This is a genomic window from Streptomyces sp. NPDC093261, assembly GCF_044753645.1.
Lineage (GTDB): Bacteria > Actinomycetota > Actinomycetes > Streptomycetales > Streptomycetaceae > Streptomyces.
Map to the genome: position 1 here is coordinate 1,377,757 of NZ_JBIVNO010000001.1, position 19,575 is coordinate 1,397,331.

The window sequence follows — 19,575 nt, forward strand, 5'->3', positions numbered from 1 at the left end:
CTCGCCACCGGCTGGCTCACCACCCGGGCGTTGATGCTGTGGCTGCTGGCGCACGACCAGTACCCGCTGCTCGGCCGGGGCGGGGTCGCGCGCGAGGTGTGGGCGCTGTACTTCCACTGGTACCGCGTCCTCTCACACGGGGCGTTCCCGTCGGGCGATCACCTGTGGCAGTACCCGCCGGGGGCGGGCGCGGTGCTGCTGTCGCCCGCGCTGCTGCCGGGCCTGACGTACTTTCAGGCGTTCGTCACCCTCACCCTGTTCACGGACGCTGTGATCACGCTCGCCCTCGCCCGCGCGGGCACCCGCCCGGGCCGCTCCCTGCGCGGCGCGGCCCTGTGGACGGCGGGCCTGCCCCTGCTGCTGCACGTCCCGCTCGCCCGCTACGACGTCCAGGTCACCGCCTTCGCGGTCATCTCGCTGCTGACACTGTCGCGTCGGCCGCGCGTGGGCGGCGCGTTCGCGGCACTGGGCGCCCTGGTGAAGGTGTGGCCGGCGCTGGCGCTCCTCGGCGCCCCGCGCGGCCGTGGCACCCGCGAGGCATGGACGGCGGCCGTGGTCACGGTGGTCACGCTGCTCGCCCTGCTCGTGGCCCTGTTCCGCAACCCGCTCGACTTCCTGCGCCAGCAGGGCGGCCGGGGCGTGCAGATCGAGTCGCTCGGCGGCACCGCGCTCATGCTGGCGCGCCGGGCCGGCTGGTCCGGGCGCACCCGCTACCAGTACGGAGCCGTCGAGTTCGTCGGCCCGCATGTGCACGCGGTCGCCGCGGGCTCGCTCGGGCTGACCGCGGTGGCCTTCGCCCTGCTGCTGCTGTGGCGGGTGCGGGCCCGCCGCTGGACGCCCGCGACCCCCTACGACGCGGCGCTCGCGGCCGTGCTGCTGTTCACGGTGACGAGCCGGGTCATCAGCCCCCAGTACATGGTGTGGCTGATCGGGCTGGCCGCGGTCTGCCTGACCTCACGCCACACCACACAGCGCGCGGTGGCCGTCCTCGTCCTGGCGGCGAGCGCGGTCAGCACGGTGGAGTACCCCGCCCTCTACGGGGACGTCATCAACTGCACCTGGCTGGGCTGTGTGCTCATGGTCGTACGCAACGGACTGCTGGTGTCCGCGGCGGTGCTCTCCTTCGTCCGCCTGTGGCGCTCGGGACGTTCCACCCCGGAACGGACGGAATCGGACACCTCGCCGCGGAACCCCGACCGCATTCCCGCCCTCTTCCACACAGGTGGTTAATTGGCTCTTAACAGATAATTACCAGATGCCCCTAGGCTCCGGACTCGTGGATTCGATGCACCCTCACGCTGCACAGGTCAGCGTCGTCGTCATCGGTTACGACGACGCCACTCATGTGACCGACGCGGTGCGTTCCGCCCTGGCCCAGGGCAGCATCGTCCGCGAGGTGATCGCGGTCGACGACTGCTCGACGGACGGCAGCCCCGAACTGCTGGACGCCCTCGCGGCCGAGGACCCGCGGGTGAGAGTGGTGCGCAGGACCACCAACAGCGGCGGCTGCGGCACCCCGCGCAACGACGGGATCGACGCGGCGACCGCCCCGTATCTGATGTTCCTGGACAGCGACGACGTGCTGCCGCCCGGCGCGGTGGACGCGCTGCTCATCGCGGCCGTCGCGCACGGGACCCCCGTCGCCGCGGGCCTGTGCGTGCGCCGCGAGCTGCCGTCGGGCCGCGAGGTCCCCTGGCAGCCGGAACTGTACGAGCGGCCCGCGCTGGTCTCCCACCCCTCCCTGCGCCCCCGCCTGGCGCACGACACGCTGTGCGTCAACAAGCTCTACCGCACCGACTTCCTGCGCGAGCACGGCATCCGCTTCCCCGAGGGCCGGTTCCCCTACGAGGACTTCGTGTTCACCGCGCGCGTGCTGGCCGCCGGACCGAGCATCGCCCTGGTGCCGGACACCGTCTACGTCTGGCATGTGCGCCGCTCGGCGCGGCGGCTGTCGATCTCCCTCGACCGCGCCGACGTCGACAACTGGAAGGCACGCATGGAGGCCAACCGGCAGGCGTACGAGATCCTGCTGGGCGCCGGCGAGAAGCGGCTCGCGCGGGCGGCGCGCGCCGCCTTCCTGGACCGCGGGGTGCGCATGTACGCGCGGGAACTCCCGCTGCGTGAAGCCGGGTACCGCGGCGAGTGGTGGACGCTCACGCGCGCGTACCTGTCGGACTTCGACGCCGCCGACCTCGCGCAGGCGTCCGTGCCGGGACGGGTCGTGGCGCAGGTGGTGCTCGCCTCCGGGCAGCCCCGCGATCTGCACCGGATCAAGGAGCTGGCGGCCCGCCCGGCCCGGCTGACCCCGCCCTACGCACGGACCGAGGACGGCTCTCCCGTCTGGTCGGAGGATCTGCCGCAGGTCCGGCTGGAGTACCTGCTGCACCGCCCCATGCGGCACCTTCCGGTCGCCGTCGACGCGGATCTGCGTCCACGCGCGCGTGGCGCCCGGCTGCGGCTGCGCCTGCACGAGCTGTACGGGCGGGTGGAGAACGCGCGCCCGCACCGGGTGGACGTGGAGTTCGTACGGCGGGAGGACGAGACCCGGGTGGGCCTCACCGCCACGGCGGCCCTCCGGCGGGAGGGGGAGCACGGCGGCTGGACGGCCGAGGCACCGGTGGACCTAGGGGCGCTCGGCGCCGGGACCTGGGACCTGAACCTGACGCTTCGCTTCGATGACGGAACGAGCCGCGACACCACGGCCCACGCCCTGGACGGCCCCGGTCTGCTGGGCCGTCGCGTGGTGCCGAGCCTGCGGCACGGGGTGCTGCTGGTGCAGCCGTACGCGACACACTCCGGGGCACTGGCCCTGCGGGTGGCGCCGGGCGTACAAGGAGTGACATCGGTCGTGGGCCGCCGGCTCAAACGCCTGCTTCACTGGGCATGACCGCAGACAGACGCTGAGCCAAACTGACGAGGGACGGCCGCATATGACTTGGCTGATCACCGGCGGCGCCGGTTACATCGGGGCGCACGTCGTCCGCGCGATGACCGAGGCGGGCGAACGTGCCGTGGTGTACGACGACCTGTCCACGGGCATCGCCGAGCGCGTGCCCGCCGGGGTACCGCTGGTGGTGGGCTCCACGCTGGACGGCGAACTGCTGCGCCGCACGCTGGCGGAGCACGCGGTGAGCGGGGTGGTGCACCTGGCGGCGAAGAAGCAGGTGGGCGAGTCGGTCGAGCTGCCGCTGCACTACTACCGCGAGAACGTGGAGGGTCTGAGGATCCTGCTGGAGGCGGTGACGGAGTTCGGCGTTCGCTCTTTCGTGTTCTCCTCCTCCGCCGCGGTGTACGGCATGCCGGACGTCGATCTGGTGACGGAGGACACGCCGTGCGTCCCGATGTCGCCGTACGGCGAGACCAAGCTGGCCGGCGAGTGGCTGGTCCGCGCGACGAACCGCGCCACGGGCCTGGCGACGGCGTCCCTGCGCTACTTCAACGTGGCGGGCGCGGCGGCCCCCGAGCTGGCCGACGTCGGCGTCTTCAACCTCATCCCCATGGTCTTCGAGCGGCTGACGCAGAACGCGGCACCGCGCATCTTCGGCGACGACTACGCGACCCCCGACGGCACGTGCATTCGCGACTACATCCATGTGGTCGACCTCGCGGAGGCCCATGTGGCGGCGGCCCGCGCGCTCCGGGCCACCCCCGGCACGGACCTCACCCTCAACATCGGCCGCGGGGAAGGCGTGTCGGTGCGCGAGATGGTCGACCGCATCAACGCGATCACGGGCTACGACACCCCGCCGACGGTCACCGCTCGGCGCCCCGGCGACCCCGCCCGCGTCGTCGCCTCGGCCGACCGCATCGCCGGGCAGCTCGGCTGGGCGGCGAAACACGACGTGGAGGACATGATCACCTCCGCCTGGGAGGGCTGGGTCCGCCGGCATCCGGGGGCGGCGCGGGCGTAGGGCCTGCGCCGGACAAGGGCCCGCGCGGCGCGGGCGGCCACGTCGGGCCGTCGCCCGCGCGTCACGCCGCCGTGCTCGTGCGGTCCGGCAGCGGCGGGAAGACGACACGGGTCAGCTCCCGCCGCCGGAGGTACGCGCCGGCGGCCTGGACGAGCTGGTGGCGTACATGCTGCGCGGCTGCGCTCCGGTGAAGAGCGGATGAGGCATCCGGGCCCCTAAAGAGCGGATGAGGCATCCGAGCCCCACCCGGCGGGCGATCTCACCAGCGGCGACCCCTGGGACCGCGCCGCGCCGCCGCACTTCCAGGTGACGGGCGGCCCCCGCTCACAGCGCCTTCAACGCCCCCGCGGTGGCCCGGGCCAGCCCCGCCAGATAGCCCTTCGGCAGCTTCGGGCCCCGTACCACCACCGCGCGCCAGTACAGCGGTCCCGAGATCAGGTCCAGGGCCAGATCCTGGTCGATGCCCTCGCTGATCTCGCCGCGGGCGGCGGCCGACGCGACGATGCCGCTCGCCACGCTCTGCTGGCCTTCCCGCAGCGCCTTCTGCATGGCGTCCGCGATCTCGGGATTGCGGGCCGCCTCCGCCTGGAGGTCCGGGATGATCTGCCCGGCCACGGGATGGCGCAGGGCGCGTGACGTCACCTCGTACAGCAGACGCAGGTCTCCCTCCAGGGATCCGGTGTCGGGGGCCGGCAGGCCCTGGACGGCGACCGCCGAGACCAGGTCGAGGACCAGGTGCAGCTTGGAGCGCCACCGGCGGTACACCGCCGTCTTGCCGACACCGGCCCGGCGCGCGATGCCCTCGATGGACATCCGGGCGTAGCCGACGGCCGCGAGCTCCTCGAAGACGGCCAGGCGGATGGCCTCCGTCACGTCCTCGCGCAGCACGGCCGCACCCGCGGGCGCCCTGCGGCGCCGGTTCACCTGGGGAGTGTCGGCGTTCGTGGTCATGCGGACCAGCATAGGGCGTGACGACGAAACGGTTGCGTTCCGACGTCGAAACGGCTTACTCTCACGTTGCGACGATACGGTCCCGTCCCGACGCAAAGAGCAGTAGTCCAAACCCCCAAGACAAGCAAAAGAGCCCTAAGGGCAGAGCAAGACCCCGGCAAGAAAAGTGAGAAAAGCCGGGCAGTGGTACCAAACGGGGCAAGGCGGCGGAAGACTGCGGACCGGTTCGCGCAACCGACCCCCGAGCGAAAGCAGCGGATGTGAGCCAGGTCCTCCACACACCGCCCCCCACGGCAGCCGAAGCGGCCGAGACCCCGGCGCAGCTGGCCGCCCGGTACGGCCTCTCGGTCAGCGGTGCCCGTCCCTCCCTGCCCGAGTACGTCCGCCAGCTGTGGGCGCGCCGCCACTTCATCACGGCCTTCGCCACGGCCAAGCTCACCTCGCAGTACAGCGAGGCGAAGCTGGGCCAGGTCTGGCAGGTCATGACGCCGCTGCTGAACGCGGCGGTCTACTACTTCATCTTCGGTGTCCTGCTGGGCACCAAGCACGGCGTCCCGGACTACATCCCGTTCCTGGTCACGGGCGTGTTCATCTGGACGTTCACGCAGAGCTCGATCATGGCGGGCACCCGCGCTATCTCCGGGAACCTGGGGCTCGTCCGCGCCCTGCACTTCCCGCGCGCCGCGCTGCCCATCTCCTTCTGCCTCCAGCAGCTCCAGCAGCTGCTGTTCTCGATGGCCGCCCTGGTCGTCATCCTGCTCTGCTTCGGCGTGCCGGTCGCCGCCTCCTGGCTGCTGGCGATCCCGGCGCTGGTGCTGCAGTTCATGTTCAACGCCGGCGTGTCGATGATCATGGCCCGAATGGGCGCCAAGACACCGGACATCGCGCAGCTGATGCCGTTCATCCTGCGGACCTGGATGTACGTGTCGGGCGTCATGTGGAGCATCGACAAGCTCACCAAGAAGGACCACCTGCCCCATGTGGTGACGAGCGCCCTGGAGACCAATCCGGCCGCCGTCTACATCGACCTCATGCGCTACGCGCTGATCGACAGCTTCCACGCGCACCAGCTGCCCCCGCATGTGTGGGCGGTGGCGACGGGCTGGGCCCTGGTCGCCGGTGTCGGAGGCTTCATCTACTTCTGGAAGGCTGAGGAGACGTACGGCCGTGGCTAACCCGATCAGCGACCAGCTCATCCCGACCGTCATCTGCGACGGCGTCGACATCGTCTACCGCGTCAACGGCACGGGGGCCGGCCGCGGCACCGCGACCGCCGCGCTCAACCGCATCGTGCGCCGCAAGCAGGTGGAGAAGGCGGCGGGCGTGCGCCGGGTGCACGCCGTCAAGAACGTGTCCTTCACCGCGTACAAGGGCGAGGCGATCGGCCTGATCGGCACCAACGGTTCCGGCAAGTCGACGCTGCTCAAGGCCGTCGCCGGACTGCTGCCCGTAGAGAACGGCAGGATCTACACCAACGGCCAGCCCTCCCTCCTCGGCGTGAACGCGGCCCTGATGAACGACCTCACCGGCGAGCGGAACGTCCACCTCGGCGGCCTCGCCATGGGCATGTCCCGGGAGCAGGTCAAGGAGCGCTACCAGGAGATCGTCGACTTCTCCGGCATCAACGAGAAGGGCGACTTCATCACCCTGCCCATGCGGACCTACTCCTCCGGCATGGCCGCCCGGCTGCGCTTCTCCATCGCCGCCGCCAAGGACCACGACGTGCTCCTCATCGACGAGGCCCTCGCCACCGGTGACCGCTCCTTCCAGAAACGGTCCGAGGAGCGCATCCGCGAGCTGCGCCAGCACGCGGGTACCGTCTTCCTGGTCAGCCACAACAACAAGTCGATCCGTGACACCTGCGACCGGGTGCTGTGGCTGGAGCGCGGCGTGCTGCGCATGGACGGCCCGACCGAGGAGGTCCTGGAGGCCTACGAGGCGTTCACGGGCGGCGGCGACCAGCAGAAGGACGTCCCGGCGCCGAAGCCCCGGCGGAAGGAACCGGCGGCCGCCCAGTAGCATCTTCCCTCAATGAGGCGCACACGACAGCGGTTGTTCATGTCTCGTACATGCCTCTTACCTGACTCGTATACGCCTTATACATGTTGTTCCACCAGCAGCAGGGCCGCCGTGGGCGCCTGAAGAGCGAGGAGACCACGTGCAACCAGGGCTGAGCGTCATCGTCCACGGTCCCGATCCCCAAGGTCATCTGGGAGAACTCCTGGACTCCCTCACCGCGCAGCCCTTCGCCGGGGCCGAGGTGATCATCGCGACCGTGGGCGACTGGGCCAGACAGCAGGCCGAGCAGCGCGCGGCCGACGACCCCAGGATGGTGGTGCTGCCGCTGCCGGAAGGCACGAGCGACGGCGCCGCCCGGGCGGCGGGCGCCGACCGGGCCACCGGCCGCTGGCTGCACTTCGTGCACGCCAAGGACGGGCTGCCCGCCGGCGCCCTGCGGGCGCTCGCCGACCGCACCGCCGAACTGGCGGACTCGGCGGACGTCCTGGTCGTCAACCACGTCCGCTCCACCTGGCAGACCACCGCCGCGGCCAGCGGGGACGGCCGGTTCCTGGCCCGCACCGGCCGCCACGCCGCCCCGCTCGCCGACTTCCCGCAGCTGCTCTGGCTGGCCCCGATCCTGGGCAACCGGCTGATCCGCGCGGACTTCTGGCGTTCCCGGGCCGTCCGTGACGACCTGGCCGATCCCGAGTTCGGCGACGACGAGACCTACACGGCCCTCGCCGCGCTCCTGCACGCCCAGGAGGTCGCCGCGCTCGACGAGGTGGCCTACGAGGTACGGGAGCTGCGCGAACAGAGCCTGCCGCCGGTGACCACCGCACGGCGCTACCAGACCCTGGAGCGGTACGAGCGGCTGCACCGCCTGCTCGCCGGGCGCGGTGCGCCCGAGGGGCCCCGGGCGGTCCTGTACGACCTGATGGTCCGCGATCTGCTGCGCGTGTTCAGCCGCAGCGGGATGCCGGAGGCCGAGGCGCGGGAGTTCTTCGCCCGTGCCTCCCAGGCCGCCGTGCGGTGGCGGCCGGAGCACCACCAGCGCCCGGCCGGCTTCGAGGGGGTCCGCCACGCCTTCCTGGAGGAGAACGCGTACACGAAGTACCGCGTCTTCCAGGCCGCCAACCAGAAGCGCCGCGAGGTGCGGTCGGTGGTCGTGTCGGGCAAGCGGCAGGTCGGCGCGAAACTGCGCGACCACCGCTACCGCCGCGCCCTGAGCGAGCCCGTCGACCCCCACCTGGCCGTGTTCTCGGCGTACTGGGACCGGGGCGTGGCCTGCAACCCGGCCGCCATAGCCGCGAAGCTCGCCGAACTCGCCCCCCACATCCGCCCGGTGTGGGTGGTCTCCCGGAGCAAGGCGGCGCTGCTGCCGCCGGGCACCGACCACATCATCCCCGGCACGCGCCGCTACTGGGACGTGATGGCGAGGGCCGGGTACCTGGTAAACAACGTCAACTTCCCCAACGCGGTGGTGAAGCGCCCGGACGCCGTCCATGTGCAGACCCACCACGGCACCCCGCTCAAGCGCATGGGCCTGGACCAGGTGGACTTCCCTGCCGCCTCCAAGGGGCTGGACTTCGACGCCCTGCTGGCCCGCATAGACAAGTGGGACTACAGCGTCTCCGCGAACAGCCACTCCACCCGGATGTGGGAGCGCGCCTACCCCTCGCGCTACACCTCGCTGGACTACGGCTATCCCCGCAACGACGTCTTCTACTCGGCCACGGCCGAGGACGTCCGCGCGATACGCGAGCGCCTGGGCATAGCCCCGGGCCGCCGGGCCATCCTGTACGCCCCCACGCACCGCGACTACGAGGCGGGCTGGACGCCGCGCCTGGACCTCGCCTCCCTCGCCGACCGGCTGGGCGAGGACACGGTCCTGCTGGTCCGCGGCCACTACTTCTACGGCGGCGCGGCCTCCCCGCTGGCCGGTCTGCGCCGCTCGGGCCGGGTGATCGACGTCTCGTCGTACGACCCGGTCGAGGACCTCTCCCTGGCGGCGGACGCCCTGGTCACGGACTACTCGTCGATAATGTTCGACTACGCCAACCTGAACCGTCCGATCGTGATCTACGCCGACGACTGGGAGACGTACGCGAAGACCCGCGGCGTCTACTTCGACCTGATGGCCGAGGCGCCGGGCCAGGTGGCCCGCACCCAGGAGGAGCTGGCGGCCGTCTTCGAGACGGACGCGTGGCGGGACGAGGCCGCACACAAGGCGCTGGCCGCCTTCCGGCGCAGGTTCTGCGAGTTCGACGACGGCCGGGCGGCCGAGCGCGTGGTGCGCCGGGTCTTCCTGGGCGAGAGCGAGGAGTCGCTGCCGCCCGTGGTCCCGGTGGACGAACGGACCCCGGCCCCGACCCCCGAGGAGGCGACGGCGTGACGACGACCCGTACCCCCGATGTGACGATCACGGTCATCGTCTACAACGACGCGGAGCGCCTGCCGCGCGCCGTGGCCTCGCTGCTGCGGCAGACGTACACGAACATCGAGGTGATCATCAGCGACGACCACTCGACGGACGAGACCCCGTCGGTGGCCCGCCGCCTCGAGGCCCAGGACGAGCGGGTGCGCTATCTGCGCCTGCCCGAGAACAGCGGCGGCTGCAGCGCCCCGCGCAACCGGGCCATCGACATCGCCCGGGCGCCGTTCCTGATGTTCCTGGACAGCGACGACGAACTGGCCGACAACGCCGTCGAGTTGCTGCTGAACGCACACCGCGAGCGTGACATCGACTTCGCCATGGGCGCGGTGGAGCGCGTCCGCGTCGACACCGGTCAGCGCTCGGCCTGGATGCCGCACCTGGTCGCCGAGCGGCGCACGGTCGAGGGCATCGAGTCCGAACCCGGCCTGCTCTTCGAGCACCTGTCGACGAGCAAGATGTACCGGCGGGAGTTCCTGGACCGGCACGAGCTGCGCTTCCCCGAGGGCATCCACTACGAGGACCAGCTGTTCTCGGCGCAGTCGTACTGCCTGGCACGCGCCTTCACGATCATCCCGCAGACGGTCTACCGCTGGTACATAGCCCCCTACGTGGCGGCGGAGGCGGCGTCGATCTCCAACCAGCGGCACAAGCTGTCCAACGTCCGCGACCGCATCCATGTGCAGACGCTGATCGACGCGTTCCTGACCGAGAGCGGCCATGAGGCACTCCGGGCGGACAAGGACTACAAGTTCCTCAAGCACGACTTCCGGATGTACGCGGGTGACCTGCCGTACCGCGACGAGGAGTGGCTGGCCGGTTTCGCGGACCTGGTGACGCCGTATCTGGAGACGCTGGCTCCCGCCGCGTACGCGCGGCTGCCGCGCCTGGAGCGGGTGGTGATCCAGCTCGTGCGCGACCGTCGACTGGAGGAGGCCCAGTCGGCGGCACGGGGACTGGGCCACGGGGTCGCCCCCCGGGAGACGGTGACGGACGCCTCGGGCGCCACCTACTGGGGCGCGGTGCTCCCGTCCTCGTCCTGGGCGCGCCGGGAACTCGACATCACCGATCTCGAGCTGGAGTACCGTCCCTTCTCCAGCGCGCAGTTCCGCCACGAGATCACGTCCGTGACGCCGGGACCGGGCGCCTCGGTGGATCTGTCGGTCCGGACCTACGACCCCGGTCTGCGGCTGCCCGTGGGACCGCAGCGGGCGAGCATCGTGGTCACACCCGGCCGGCGCCAGCTGGTGACGGCATTCCGTCTGGACCCGGTCCGCCCCGGCGTCTTCGAGGGGCAGGTCCGCGTGGACCTCGGGGCGGCGCAGCTGCCCGTGCAGGGCTTCGACGGCGTCCGCCACCCGATGCTGCGGCTGAACCAGCAGGGCCTGTCCAACTCGGGCGTCCTGCTGGCCCCGCTGTCCTTCCCGGCCCTGACGGCGACCCAGGTGGGCACGCTGCCGCACGAGATGACGGTGGAGCCCGAGGGCCGTGGGGCGGGCCGCCTCCAGATCCGCTGGCGCCCGGTGGGACTCACCGCCCGGGTGGGCCCGGTGGTCCGCCGGGTGGCGGGACCGCGGGTGCGCGAGGCGGCACGGCTGGTCCGCAGCGTCCTGCGATAACGACGGTGGGGCGGACCGAGCAGTCCGCCCCACACCTTCGCTCCTTCGGGTCCGTCAGCGCACCACCTGGTACAGGACCTGGCCGCCCGGTCCCGAGGCCACGCGCCGCAGCGCCGCGTCCCCGGGCCGCAGTCCGCCGTCCGACGGCCGCTGCACCACCCACCGCACGCCGTACGATCGCAGGGCGCCGAGCCGAGCGCCGCGCGACGAGCCCTTCGCGAAGTACGTCCGCACCGCGGTCTCCCGCCTGGCCTCGTCCGGCAGGAAGAAGTCGGGATACCCGGGTGCCACGGTGTACGCCCCGTACGCCGGAATCTGCCGCGCGGTGAACGTCGGCGTCATCACCACGTCCCCGTACCGCACCCACGGCGTGATCCAGTGGTACCCCACCCACGGCGTCCGGTACTTCGCGGCGACCGCCGCGGGCAGGGCGCCGCGCCCCACCACGTATCCGACGGTCTGCGCCTGTGTCCACGCGCCGATCCCGAGGGCCGCCGCCAGCACCCACGCCCCCACGTTCCGCAGGGTGCCGCGCGCCGCGCCGGCCACCTCCACGGCCGCCGCGATCTGCGCCGGGATCAGCACGGCCGGCAGTGTCCGGCCCCAGGAGTAGTGCCCGGTGAGCCCGCCTGCCGCGAACATCAGCGCGCCGAGCAGGAAGAACACCACCAGCGGGTCCCGCAGGTCACGTCGCGCCCTCAGGCCCAGCGCCGCCACCCCGACCAGCACCAGGGAGAACCGGGCGAAGAGATGCTGGTACAGCGGCCGGTGGATCGCCTCCAGACCGCCCACCCGGAACAGCGCGAAGAAGTCGTAGTAGGGCCAGAGCGCGAGGATCACCACGCCGAGCAGGACTCCCGCCCCGAGCCGCAGCCAGGCCCGGCGGCCGGCGCGCGCACCGACCACCGTCGCGAGCGCGCCCAGCGTCGCCACCACACCGGTGAACTGGTGGCTGAGCAGGATCACCGCCCACAGCGCACCGAGCCCGAGGAAGGCGGTCCACCCCGCGGGCTCGCCCTTCAGCGCCCGTATCAGCAGGGCCCAGAAGTGGAAGGCGAGCCCCAGCGCGAGCACGCTGGGGTAGGCCACCGTCAGCGCCAGGGAGTTGAGTCCGAGGAAGCCGCTCCAGTTGAACACCTCGGTGCCCCACAGGAGCACCACGCACAGCAGGGCGAGCGGCGGCGCGAGACGGTGGGCGGTCAGCGCACGGACGTACCGCCACACGCCCGTCACCAGCAGCGTCAGACTGATCAGCGCGCCGATGCGCAGCACGACCCACACGGACAGTCCCGTGAGGCGGGCGATCACGCCGAGGAGGACGGTCCACGGCGAGTAGTACGGGCTCGGTGTGTTCTCGTCGACCAGGGGATTGCCGGGATCCAGCAGCCGGTGCCGCAGCCGTTCCACGGTCGCCGCGTGCATCCCGAGATCGCCCGCCCACGGCAGCCGCACGATCACGAGCAGCATCAGGACGACGAACAGCGCCATGGCCGCCCACAGGGTGATGCCCACGGCGCCACGCGGCGTCCCGGGGGCCGCGAACGGTCCTCCTGGGCCCCCGGGCCGCCGTCCGGCTCCCCGTGCCCCGCCGGTGTCCTCCGCGGTCACGCTCATCGTGCGCCGTGGCCCTGCTTCGCCTCGTGCTGGAAGACCCAGGTGCGGTACACGAGGAAGCGGAACGCCGACGCCAGCACGATCGACAGCGCCTTCGCCACGTTGGAGCCGAAGGGCCCGCTCATGCCGAGGACGTGGTAGCCCGCGTAGAACAGCACGCTCTCCATCACCACACCGATCCCGCTGAAGACGAAGAACAGCACCATCTGCTGCCGGGTGCGCGAGGCCCGGTCACGGTAGGCGAAGAAGCGGAAGCCGAGGTAGTTGGTGCCCATGGCGATGACGCTGGCGAGCACGGTCGCCGTCATGGGGGCCCACTTCAGACCGTGCAACAGGGCGTTGAACACGAGGAAGTTGACCGCGACACCGCTGCCGCCGACGACCCCGAACTTGGCCACCTCGACCGCGATCCGCCGGGCCCGGGCGAGTGCCGGGACACGTACGGGGACGGGTGCGGGGACGACGGTCTCGGCAACCGGGCGAGCGACCTGGGGCCGCTGCTCGGAGAGGTTCACAGTCACGGGTAGGGGTCCTCCACAGTCGTCGGATCACGCCGAACCTAGTCCAAATGTCGTGTTTAGCGAGCGAGAGTAAAGTGACCGCCTGAATTCCCCAAGCTCTTGGCAAGAAAGCGGTACGGGACGGGCCCTGGTGGGAATGCTCCACGGCTACGCCCACGGGGGCGCCCCCTTCCGGGAGCACCCCCGCCGTCGCACCGGCCGCGCCGGTCCGGTGCCTACCGGACCGGCCGTGTCCCGCTAGCTGTGCGACCGCAGCAGCGTCCGCATCGTGCGCATCGCCACCGAGAGGTTCGCGAGGTCGAACGAGTCGGAGCCCGCGATCTCGTCCAGGGTCGTCCGGGCCCGGCCCAGGATCGCCCCGTTCTTCTCCTGCCAGGCCTCGAACCGCTGCTCCGGCGTGGAGGAGCCGTTGCCCACGGCCAGGACCTCGGCCGTCAGACCCGCGTGGGCCGCGTACAGATCCTCGCGGATCGCCGCCCGGGCCATCGAGTGCCACCGGTCCGCGCGCGGCAGTTCGATGATGCGGTCCATCAGCTGCGTGATGTTGAGGCGGTCGGCGAGGTCGTAGTAGACCTCGGCGACGTCCATCGGGTCCTTGCCGGTGCGGTCGGCCACCGAGACGATGTCGAGCGCCGGGAAGGCGGAGGAGAACCCGGCCACGCGCGTGGCGAGTTCGTCCGGGACGCCGGCGCCCGTCAGCTCGTCGTAGATCTTCTGCCACCACTCGAGGTCCGCGCCGCGCAGCAGCTTGGGCAGCCCGCTCCACACCTGCTCGACGCGCTCACCGAAGAACGCGATGGTCTCGCTGAGCTCCAGCGGCTGCGGCCGGTTGTTGAGCAGCCAGCGCGTGCCGCGCTCGACCAGCCGGCGGCAGTGCAGCCGGATACGGGTCTGGACCTCGGCCTCGACCTTGTTGTCCAGGTCCTCGACCGCGTCCCACACCGCGCCGGCGTGGAAGATCGCGCGGGACGCGGTCTGCGCCCGGACGATCTCCTCCAGCGAGGCGCCCGTCTCCTCGCGCAGACGGTGCAGAAAGCTCGTGCCACCCGTGTTGACCGTGTCGTTGACCAGCAGGGTCGTCACGATCTCCCGGCGCAGCGCGTGGCTGTCGATCTGCTCGGGGAACCGGTCGCGCAGCGCCGTCGGGAAGTAGGCGTGCAGCAGACGGCGCAGATACGGGTCGTCGGGCAGCGGAGTCTCCAGCAGCTCCCGGGACACCGTGATCTTGGTGTACGCCAGCAGCACGGCCGTCTCCGGGCCGGTCAGGCCCTGTCCGGCGTTCAGCCGCTCGCGGATCTGCCGGTCGGTGGGCAGGAACTCCAGCGCCCGGTCGAGGTGGCCCTCGCGCACCAGGTGGCGCAGGAACCGCTGCTGTGCGTGCAGCATGTCCTTGGACTGGTACAGGGCGTTGGCGATCGCCACGTTCTGCGCGTAGTTGTTGCGCAGCACCAGGGCGCCGACCTCGTCGGTCATCTCGGCGAGCAGCTGGTTGCGCTGCTTGACCGTCAGGTCACCATTGGCCACGACGGCGTTGAGCAGGATCTTGATGTTCACCTCGTGGTCGGAGGTGTCCACGCCCGCGCTGTTGTCGATGGCATCCGTGTTGATCTTGCCGCCCTGCTGGGCGAACTCGATCCGGCCGAGCTGGGTCAGACCCAGGTTGCCGCCCTCGCCCACGACCTTGACCCGTAGGTCCTTGCCGTCCACGCGGATGGCGTCGTTCGCCTTGTCGCCGACGTCCGCGTTCGACTCCGCCGAGGACTTGACGTACGTGCCGATGCCGCCGTTCCACAGCAGGTCGACCGGCGACGCGAGGATCGTCTTCATCAGGTCGGCCGGGGTCATCTTGGTGACCGAGCCCTCGATGCCGAGCGCCTCGCGGATGTGCGCGTTGACCGGGATCGACTTCGCCGACCGTGGGAACACACCGCCGCCCGCCGACAGCAGTTCGGTGTTGTAGTCGGCCCACGACGAGCGCGGCAGCTCGAACAGACGGCGGCGCTCCGCGTACGAGGTCGCCGCGTCCGGGTTCGGGTCGATGAAGATGTGCCGGTGGTCGAAGGCCGCGACCAGGCGGATGTGCTCGGACAGCAGCATGCCGTTGCCGAACACGTCACCGGACATGTCACCGATGCCCACCACGGTGAAGTCCTCGGTCTGGGTGTCGACGCCCAGCTCCCGGAAGTGCCGCTTGACCGACTCCCAGGCGCCTCGGGCGGTGATGCCCATCTTCTTGTGGTCGTAGCCCGCCGAGCCGCCGGAGGCGAAGGCGTCACCGAGCCAGAAGCCATAGCTCTCGGCGACCTCGTTGGCGATGTCCGAGAACGTCGCCGTGCCCTTGTCGGCGGCGACCACGAGGTAGGTGTCGTCCGAGTCGTGCCGGACCACGTCCGCGGGCGGCACGACCTCGCCGGCTACCAGGTTGTCGGTGATGTCGAGCAGCGCCGAGATGAAGGTGCGATAGCTGCGGATGCCCTCCGCGAGCCAGGCGTCACGGTCCGCGGCCGGGTCCGGCAGCTGCTTGGCGACGAAACCGCCCTTGGCGCCCACCGGCACGATGACGGTGTTCTTCACCATCTGCGCCTTGACCAGACCGAGGATCTCGGTGCGGAAGTCCTCACGCCGGTCGGACCAGCGCAGACCACCGCGCGCGACCTTGCCGAAGCGCAGGTGCACGCCCTCGACCTTCGGCGAGTACACCCAGATCTCGTACGCCGGGCGCGGCGCCGGCAGGTCCGGGATGGCCTGCGGGTCGAACTTCACGGAGATGTAGTCGTGCGGCTTGCCGTCGCGCCCGTCCTGGAAGAAGTTGGTGCGCAGGGTCGCCTTGATCAGGGTGAGGAAGGAGCGCAGGATGCGGTCCTCGTCCAGGGAGGCGACCTGGTCGAGCGCGGCGTCCAGCTCCTCCAGCAGGGCGTCGGTCAGCTCCAGGCCGGCCCGCTGCCGCTCCGGCGACATCCGCGCCTCGAACAGCGACACCAGCAGCCGGGTGGTGTGGACATTGTTGCGGAGGGTGTCCTCCATGTAGTCCTGGCTGAAGGTGGAACCCGCCTGGCGCAGGTACTTGGCGTACGCGCGCAGCACCATGGCCTGCCGCCATGTGAGCCCGGCGCTCAGCACCAGGGCGTTGAAGCCGTCGTTCTCCGCCTGCCCGGTCCAGGTCGCGGCGAAGGTCTCCTGGAACCGCTCACGGGCGTCGTCGCCGAGGTGGTCACCGTTGCCGACCAGGGACTTCGGCAGGCGCAGACCGAAGTCGTAGATCCACGCGGTCGTACGGTCCGCGCAGCGCAGCTCGTACGGGCGCTCGTCGGTGACCTCGACGCCAAGCCGCTGGAGCACCGGCAGCACGGCGGACAGGGAGACGGACTCGCCCTTGCGGTAGATCTTGAAGCGGCGCTCGCCGGGGCCGACGCCCACCGGCTCGTACAGGCTGAGCGCGAAGTTCCGGCCGCCCTCCTCGGTGCTGAGCTGCTCGAGGTGGACCAGGTCGGCGACCGCGGCCCGGGGGCTGTGGTCGGCCTTGTAGCCCTCGGGGAAGGCGCCCGCGTAGCGGCGCATCAGCTCGGCGGCGTGCTCCTCACCGCACTCGGCGTTCAGCGCCTCGGCGAAGCCGTCGGCCCAGGAGCGGGCGGCCTCCACCAGGCGCGCCTCGATGCGCTCCTTGTCGGCGTCGGACAGCTGCGGCAGCTCGGTGCCCTGGGGGACGCGCACGACGAAGTGCAGCCGGGAGAGGATCGACTCGGTGTTCCAGGCCGTGAAGTCGACGCTGATGCCGCCGAGTTCCTCCTTGAGGATGTCGATGATCCGCAGCCGGACGCCCGTGGTGTAGCGGTCGCGGGGCAGGTAGACGAGGGCCGAGTAGTAGCGCCCGTACTCGTCCTGGCGCAGGTAGAGCCGCAGCCGGCGGCGTTCCTGGAGGTAGAGGACGGAGGTGACGATGGAGCGCAGCTCGTCGGCCGGCGTCTGGAACAGCTCGTCGCGCGGGTAGGTCTCCAGGATCTGGAGCAGGTCGCGGCCGTCGTGGCTGTGGGGCGAGAACCCGGCACCCTTGAGGACCTGGTCGACCTTGCGCCGGACGACGGGCACGCGGCGCACGGACTCGGTGTAGGCGGCGGAGGAGAACAGGCCGAGGAAGCGGCGCTCGCCGACCACGTTGCCGTTCTCGTCGAACTTCTTCACACCGACGTAGTCGAGGTACGACGGCCGGTGCACGGTGGCGCGGCTGTTGGCCTTGGTGAGGATCAGCAGCTTGTGCTCACGGGCCTTGGCACGGGCGTCGGCGGGCAGCCGCTCGAAGGAGGGGCTCACCGGGTGGCTCTCGTCACCCGAGTGGTGCGGGTCCGATCGCAGTATGCCGAGTCCGGTGCCGGGCACGGCGGCCAGCGAGTCGTCCTCGCGCAGTTCGTACTCGCGGTAGCCGAGGAAGGTGAAGTGGTCGGCGGCCAGCCAGCGCAGCAGCTCGCCGGCCTCCTCGAGTTCGGCCTCGGGCAGGTCCCCGGGCACGGGCTCCTTCTGGAGCTGCTCGGCGACGCGCAGCGCGCACTCGCGCATCTTCTCCCAGTCCTCGACGGCCTCGCGGACGTCGGACAGGACACGCAGCAGATCGGCCGTGATCTGCTTCAGGTCGGCGCGGTCGGTCTCCCGGTCGATCTCGACATGGATCCAGGACTCGACATGCGCGTCGTGCGGCAGCTCGGCACCGGGCGCCTCGGGCAGCACCTCCAGCAGCTTGCCGGTCAGGTCACGGCGGACGACGAACTGCGGGTGGATCACGGCGTGGATCCCCCGGCCCTGCCGGGACAGCTCGTTGGTCACGGAGTCCACCAGGAACGGCATGTCGTCGGTCACGACCTCCACCACGGAGTGGCTGCACGTCCAGCCGTTCTCCTCGACGGTGGGGGTGTGGACCCGCACGTTCGCCGTGCCCTGTGGACGCGTTTCGGCCAGTCTGTAGTGCGAGAACGCGGCTCCCAGGACGTCGACCGGGTCACGGTCGGCCAGGTCCTCCGGGGCGGTGTGCAGGTAGTAGCGCTGGAGGAACGCGAGCACGGTGTCCCGGTCCGGGGTTCCCGCGCCCGTCGTCCCAGTCGGTAGGTGCCCCCCGACCGGGCTGTTCTCAGCTACCCGGGCGGCCCTCTCGAGCAGCTCGGCCTTGGCTTCGTCCAGCTTGGTCTGCATTGTCCTCTGGCTCCTGTCGCGCGCCGTTGCGTGACGTAGAAGGAAGTACGGTCTCTTCTCCGACGTAACGCCGTGACGCGGGGTGTCCGGTCTGGTTCGACGCTATGCCGCATGGAGAGATGGGCGGGGGGTTATCGGCCATTTCCGGCACCCTCGGCGACTGTGACGCTGCTCTCGGCGCGTTCCGCACCCCTCGCGTCCCCGGCGCCCCGGTTGCCGTGCCGGGCGCCTGCGGCGCCCTGCCCGACCGGCCCCGCGTGCGAAGACCAGCGACCGCCGCCCGGTCACGGACACCGTCCGTGCTCACCGGGCGCAAGGCAGGGACGACGACGTCCCCGCGAGGTATCGCGCTGATCACGCCACCAGGCTATCGCTCCTCACGGGGGGCACGTCATGAGCCGTATGTGTACAAAAGAGGGGGGCTAAGTTTGACGTTCTGCACAGGGGCGAAGGGGGCGCCGCCGTGCAGGGCCCCCGACGCAAGCCCTATCCAGGCCATAGGGGGCTTTCGGTAGCGGCCGCACGGGGCCTGCGGTGCGAGCATGGCGGTACGAACCGTACGGGCCCCCTTGGCAGCGCCCCCGGCTTGAGGCACGTTGCCCGAAGGCACGGACGGGCCGTCCGCACGAACGAGGGGAGCACAGCGGACATGACGCAGAAGATCCTGATCGTCACCGGCGACGCGGCGGAATCACTGGAGGTCCTGTACCCCTATCAGCGCCTTCGCGAGGAGGGCTACGAGGTCCATATCGCCGCACCCACCCAGAAGACCCTCCGTTTCGTCGTCCACGACTTCGAACCCGGTTTCGACACGTACACCGAGAAGCCCGGCTACACCTGGCCCGCCGACCTCGCCTTCTCCGATGTCGACCCCGGGGACTACGTCGCCCTGGTCATCCCCGGCGGGCGTGCCCCGGAGTACCTCCGCAACGATCCCGAACTACGCAAGATCGTCAAGTCGTTCTTCGACACCGACAAGCCGGTCGCGCAGATCTGCCACGGGCCCCTGCTCACCGCCGCGGTCGACGCCCTGCGGGGGCGGCGCGTCACGTCCTATCCGGCGCTGGAGCCGGACATGCAGGCGGCCGGTGCCACCTTCCAGGACGCCGAGGCGGTCGTCGACGGCACCCTCGTCTCGTCCCGTGCCTGGCCGGACCACTCCGGCTGGATGCGTGAGTTCCTGACGGTCCTGCGGGCGAAGGCTCCGGTGAGCTGAGTCGGGGCCGGTGCCGGCGCGGCGCCCCGGCGGGTGGCGCGGTGCGAGGCCCGGAGACCCGGGCGGGCGCCGCGGTGCGAGGCCCGGAGACCCGGGCGGGCGCCGCGGTACGAGGATCGGCTGGGCGCCGCGT

Annotated in this window: 12 protein-coding genes; 8 read left to right on the forward strand and 4 right to left on the reverse strand. The window is 71.1% G+C overall.

The genetic code is table 11. The features are described from left to right. The first annotated feature begins 33 nt into the window (after window positions 1-33). Genes ACIP94_RS06205 through galE form a run of 3 tightly spaced genes read left to right on the forward strand, consistent with a single transcriptional unit; the run spans window position 34 to window position 3,911 of the window. Entirely contained in the window at window positions 34-1,230 is a 1,197-nt protein-coding gene (locus ACIP94_RS06205) for a glycosyltransferase 87 family protein (protein ID WP_402420414.1), read from the forward strand. 25 nt (window positions 1,231-1,255) lie between these two features. Then, window positions 1,256-2,887 carry a glycosyltransferase family 2 protein gene (locus ACIP94_RS06210; protein WP_402420186.1) on the forward strand — a complete coding sequence of 544 codons (1,632 nt, stop codon included), beginning with the start codon at window positions 1,256-1,258 and terminating at the stop codon, window positions 2,885-2,887. A 43-nt stretch (window positions 2,888-2,930) separates the two neighbouring features. Then, a complete protein-coding gene (galE, locus tag ACIP94_RS06215; RefSeq protein ID WP_402420189.1) occupies window positions 2,931-3,911 on the forward strand; it encodes a UDP-glucose 4-epimerase GalE in 981 nt (326 codons plus the stop codon). A 324-nt stretch (window positions 3,912-4,235) separates the two neighbouring features. Here galE and ACIP94_RS06220 read toward each other — a convergent pair whose 3' ends face one another. After that, window positions 4,236-4,862, reverse strand: coding sequence for a TetR/AcrR family transcriptional regulator (locus tag ACIP94_RS06220; protein ID WP_402420192.1), 627 nt, complete (start codon window positions 4,860-4,862; stop codon window positions 4,236-4,238). 260 nt (window positions 4,863-5,122) lie between these two features. Here ACIP94_RS06220 and ACIP94_RS06225 point away from each other — a divergent pair, with 260 nt between their 5' ends. From ACIP94_RS06225 to ACIP94_RS06240, 4 genes are all read left to right on the forward strand, one after another. After that, the gene (locus ACIP94_RS06225; RefSeq protein WP_402420195.1) at window positions 5,123-6,037 is read left to right on the forward strand and encodes an ABC transporter permease; all 915 of its coding nucleotides are present in this window, start codon (window positions 5,123-5,125) and stop codon (window positions 6,035-6,037) included. After that, window positions 5,982-6,881, forward strand: coding sequence for an ABC transporter ATP-binding protein (locus ACIP94_RS06230; RefSeq protein WP_402420197.1), 900 nt, complete (start codon window positions 5,982-5,984; stop codon window positions 6,879-6,881). The genes ACIP94_RS06225 and ACIP94_RS06230 overlap by 56 nt, the downstream gene beginning before the upstream one ends. Before the next feature lie 139 nt (window positions 6,882-7,020). After that, complete coding sequence (locus ACIP94_RS06235; protein ID WP_402420200.1) at window positions 7,021-9,255, forward strand: CDP-glycerol glycerophosphotransferase family protein; 2,235 nt, start codon at window positions 7,021-7,023, stop codon at window positions 9,253-9,255. Beyond that, window positions 9,252-10,913, forward strand: coding sequence for a glycosyltransferase family 2 protein (locus ACIP94_RS06240; protein ID WP_402420203.1), 1,662 nt, complete (start codon window positions 9,252-9,254; stop codon window positions 10,911-10,913). The genes ACIP94_RS06235 and ACIP94_RS06240 overlap by 4 nt, the downstream gene beginning before the upstream one ends. 54 nt (window positions 10,914-10,967) lie before the next feature. Here the strand turns inward: ACIP94_RS06240 and ACIP94_RS06245 are convergent, their stop codons facing one another. The 3 genes from ACIP94_RS06245 to ACIP94_RS06255 all read right to left on the reverse strand — a co-directional run bounded on the left by ACIP94_RS06245 (window position 10,968) and on the right by ACIP94_RS06255 (window position 18,226). Further along, the gene (locus ACIP94_RS06245) at window positions 10,968-12,401 is read right to left on the reverse strand and encodes a hypothetical protein (RefSeq protein WP_402420417.1); all 1,434 of its coding nucleotides are present in this window, start codon (window positions 12,399-12,401) and stop codon (window positions 10,968-10,970) included. Window positions 12,402-12,523: 122 nt separating this feature from the next. Continuing rightward, on the reverse strand, window positions 12,524-13,048 hold the full coding sequence (locus tag ACIP94_RS06250; protein WP_402420206.1) for a GtrA family protein: 525 nt from the start codon (window positions 13,046-13,048) through the stop codon (window positions 12,524-12,526). Between the two features lie 237 nt (window positions 13,049-13,285). Then, window positions 13,286-18,226 (reverse strand): NAD-glutamate dehydrogenase, encoded by a 4,941-nt coding sequence (locus ACIP94_RS06255; RefSeq protein WP_402420209.1) that lies wholly within the window; start codon window positions 18,224-18,226, stop codon window positions 13,286-13,288. 649 nt (window positions 18,227-18,875) lie between these two features. Here ACIP94_RS06255 and ACIP94_RS06260 point away from each other — a divergent pair. Continuing rightward, window positions 18,876-19,442 carry a DJ-1/PfpI family protein gene (locus tag ACIP94_RS06260; protein ID WP_402420211.1) on the forward strand — a complete coding sequence of 189 codons (567 nt, stop codon included), beginning with the start codon at window positions 18,876-18,878 and terminating at the stop codon, window positions 19,440-19,442. Window positions 19,443-19,575: the final 133 nt, after the last annotated feature.

What these genes read in the sequence shown, in the direction of transcription:
- ACIP94_RS06260 (WP_402420211.1), top strand. Translation starts at nt 18,876, where the DNA reads ATGACGCAGAAGATCCTGATCGTCACCGGCGACGCGGCGGAATCACTG.
- ACIP94_RS06220 (WP_402420192.1), bottom strand. Translation starts at nt 4,862, where the DNA reads ATGACCACGAACGCCGACACTCCCCAGGTGAACCGGCGCCGCAGGGCG.
- ACIP94_RS06245 (WP_402420417.1), bottom strand. Translation starts at nt 12,401, where the DNA reads ATGGCGCTGTTCGTCGTCCTGATGCTGCTCGTGATCGTGCGGCTGCCG.
- ACIP94_RS06205 (WP_402420414.1), top strand. Translation starts at nt 34, where the DNA reads ATGCTGTGGCTGCTGGCGCACGACCAGTACCCGCTGCTCGGCCGGGGC.
- ACIP94_RS06210 (WP_402420186.1), top strand. Translation starts at nt 1,256, where the DNA reads ATGCCCCTAGGCTCCGGACTCGTGGATTCGATGCACCCTCACGCTGCA.
- ACIP94_RS06255 (WP_402420209.1), bottom strand. Translation starts at nt 18,226, where the DNA reads ATGCAGACCAAGCTGGACGAAGCCAAGGCCGAGCTGCTCGAGAGGGCC.
- galE (WP_402420189.1), top strand. Translation starts at nt 2,931, where the DNA reads ATGACTTGGCTGATCACCGGCGGCGCCGGTTACATCGGGGCGCACGTC.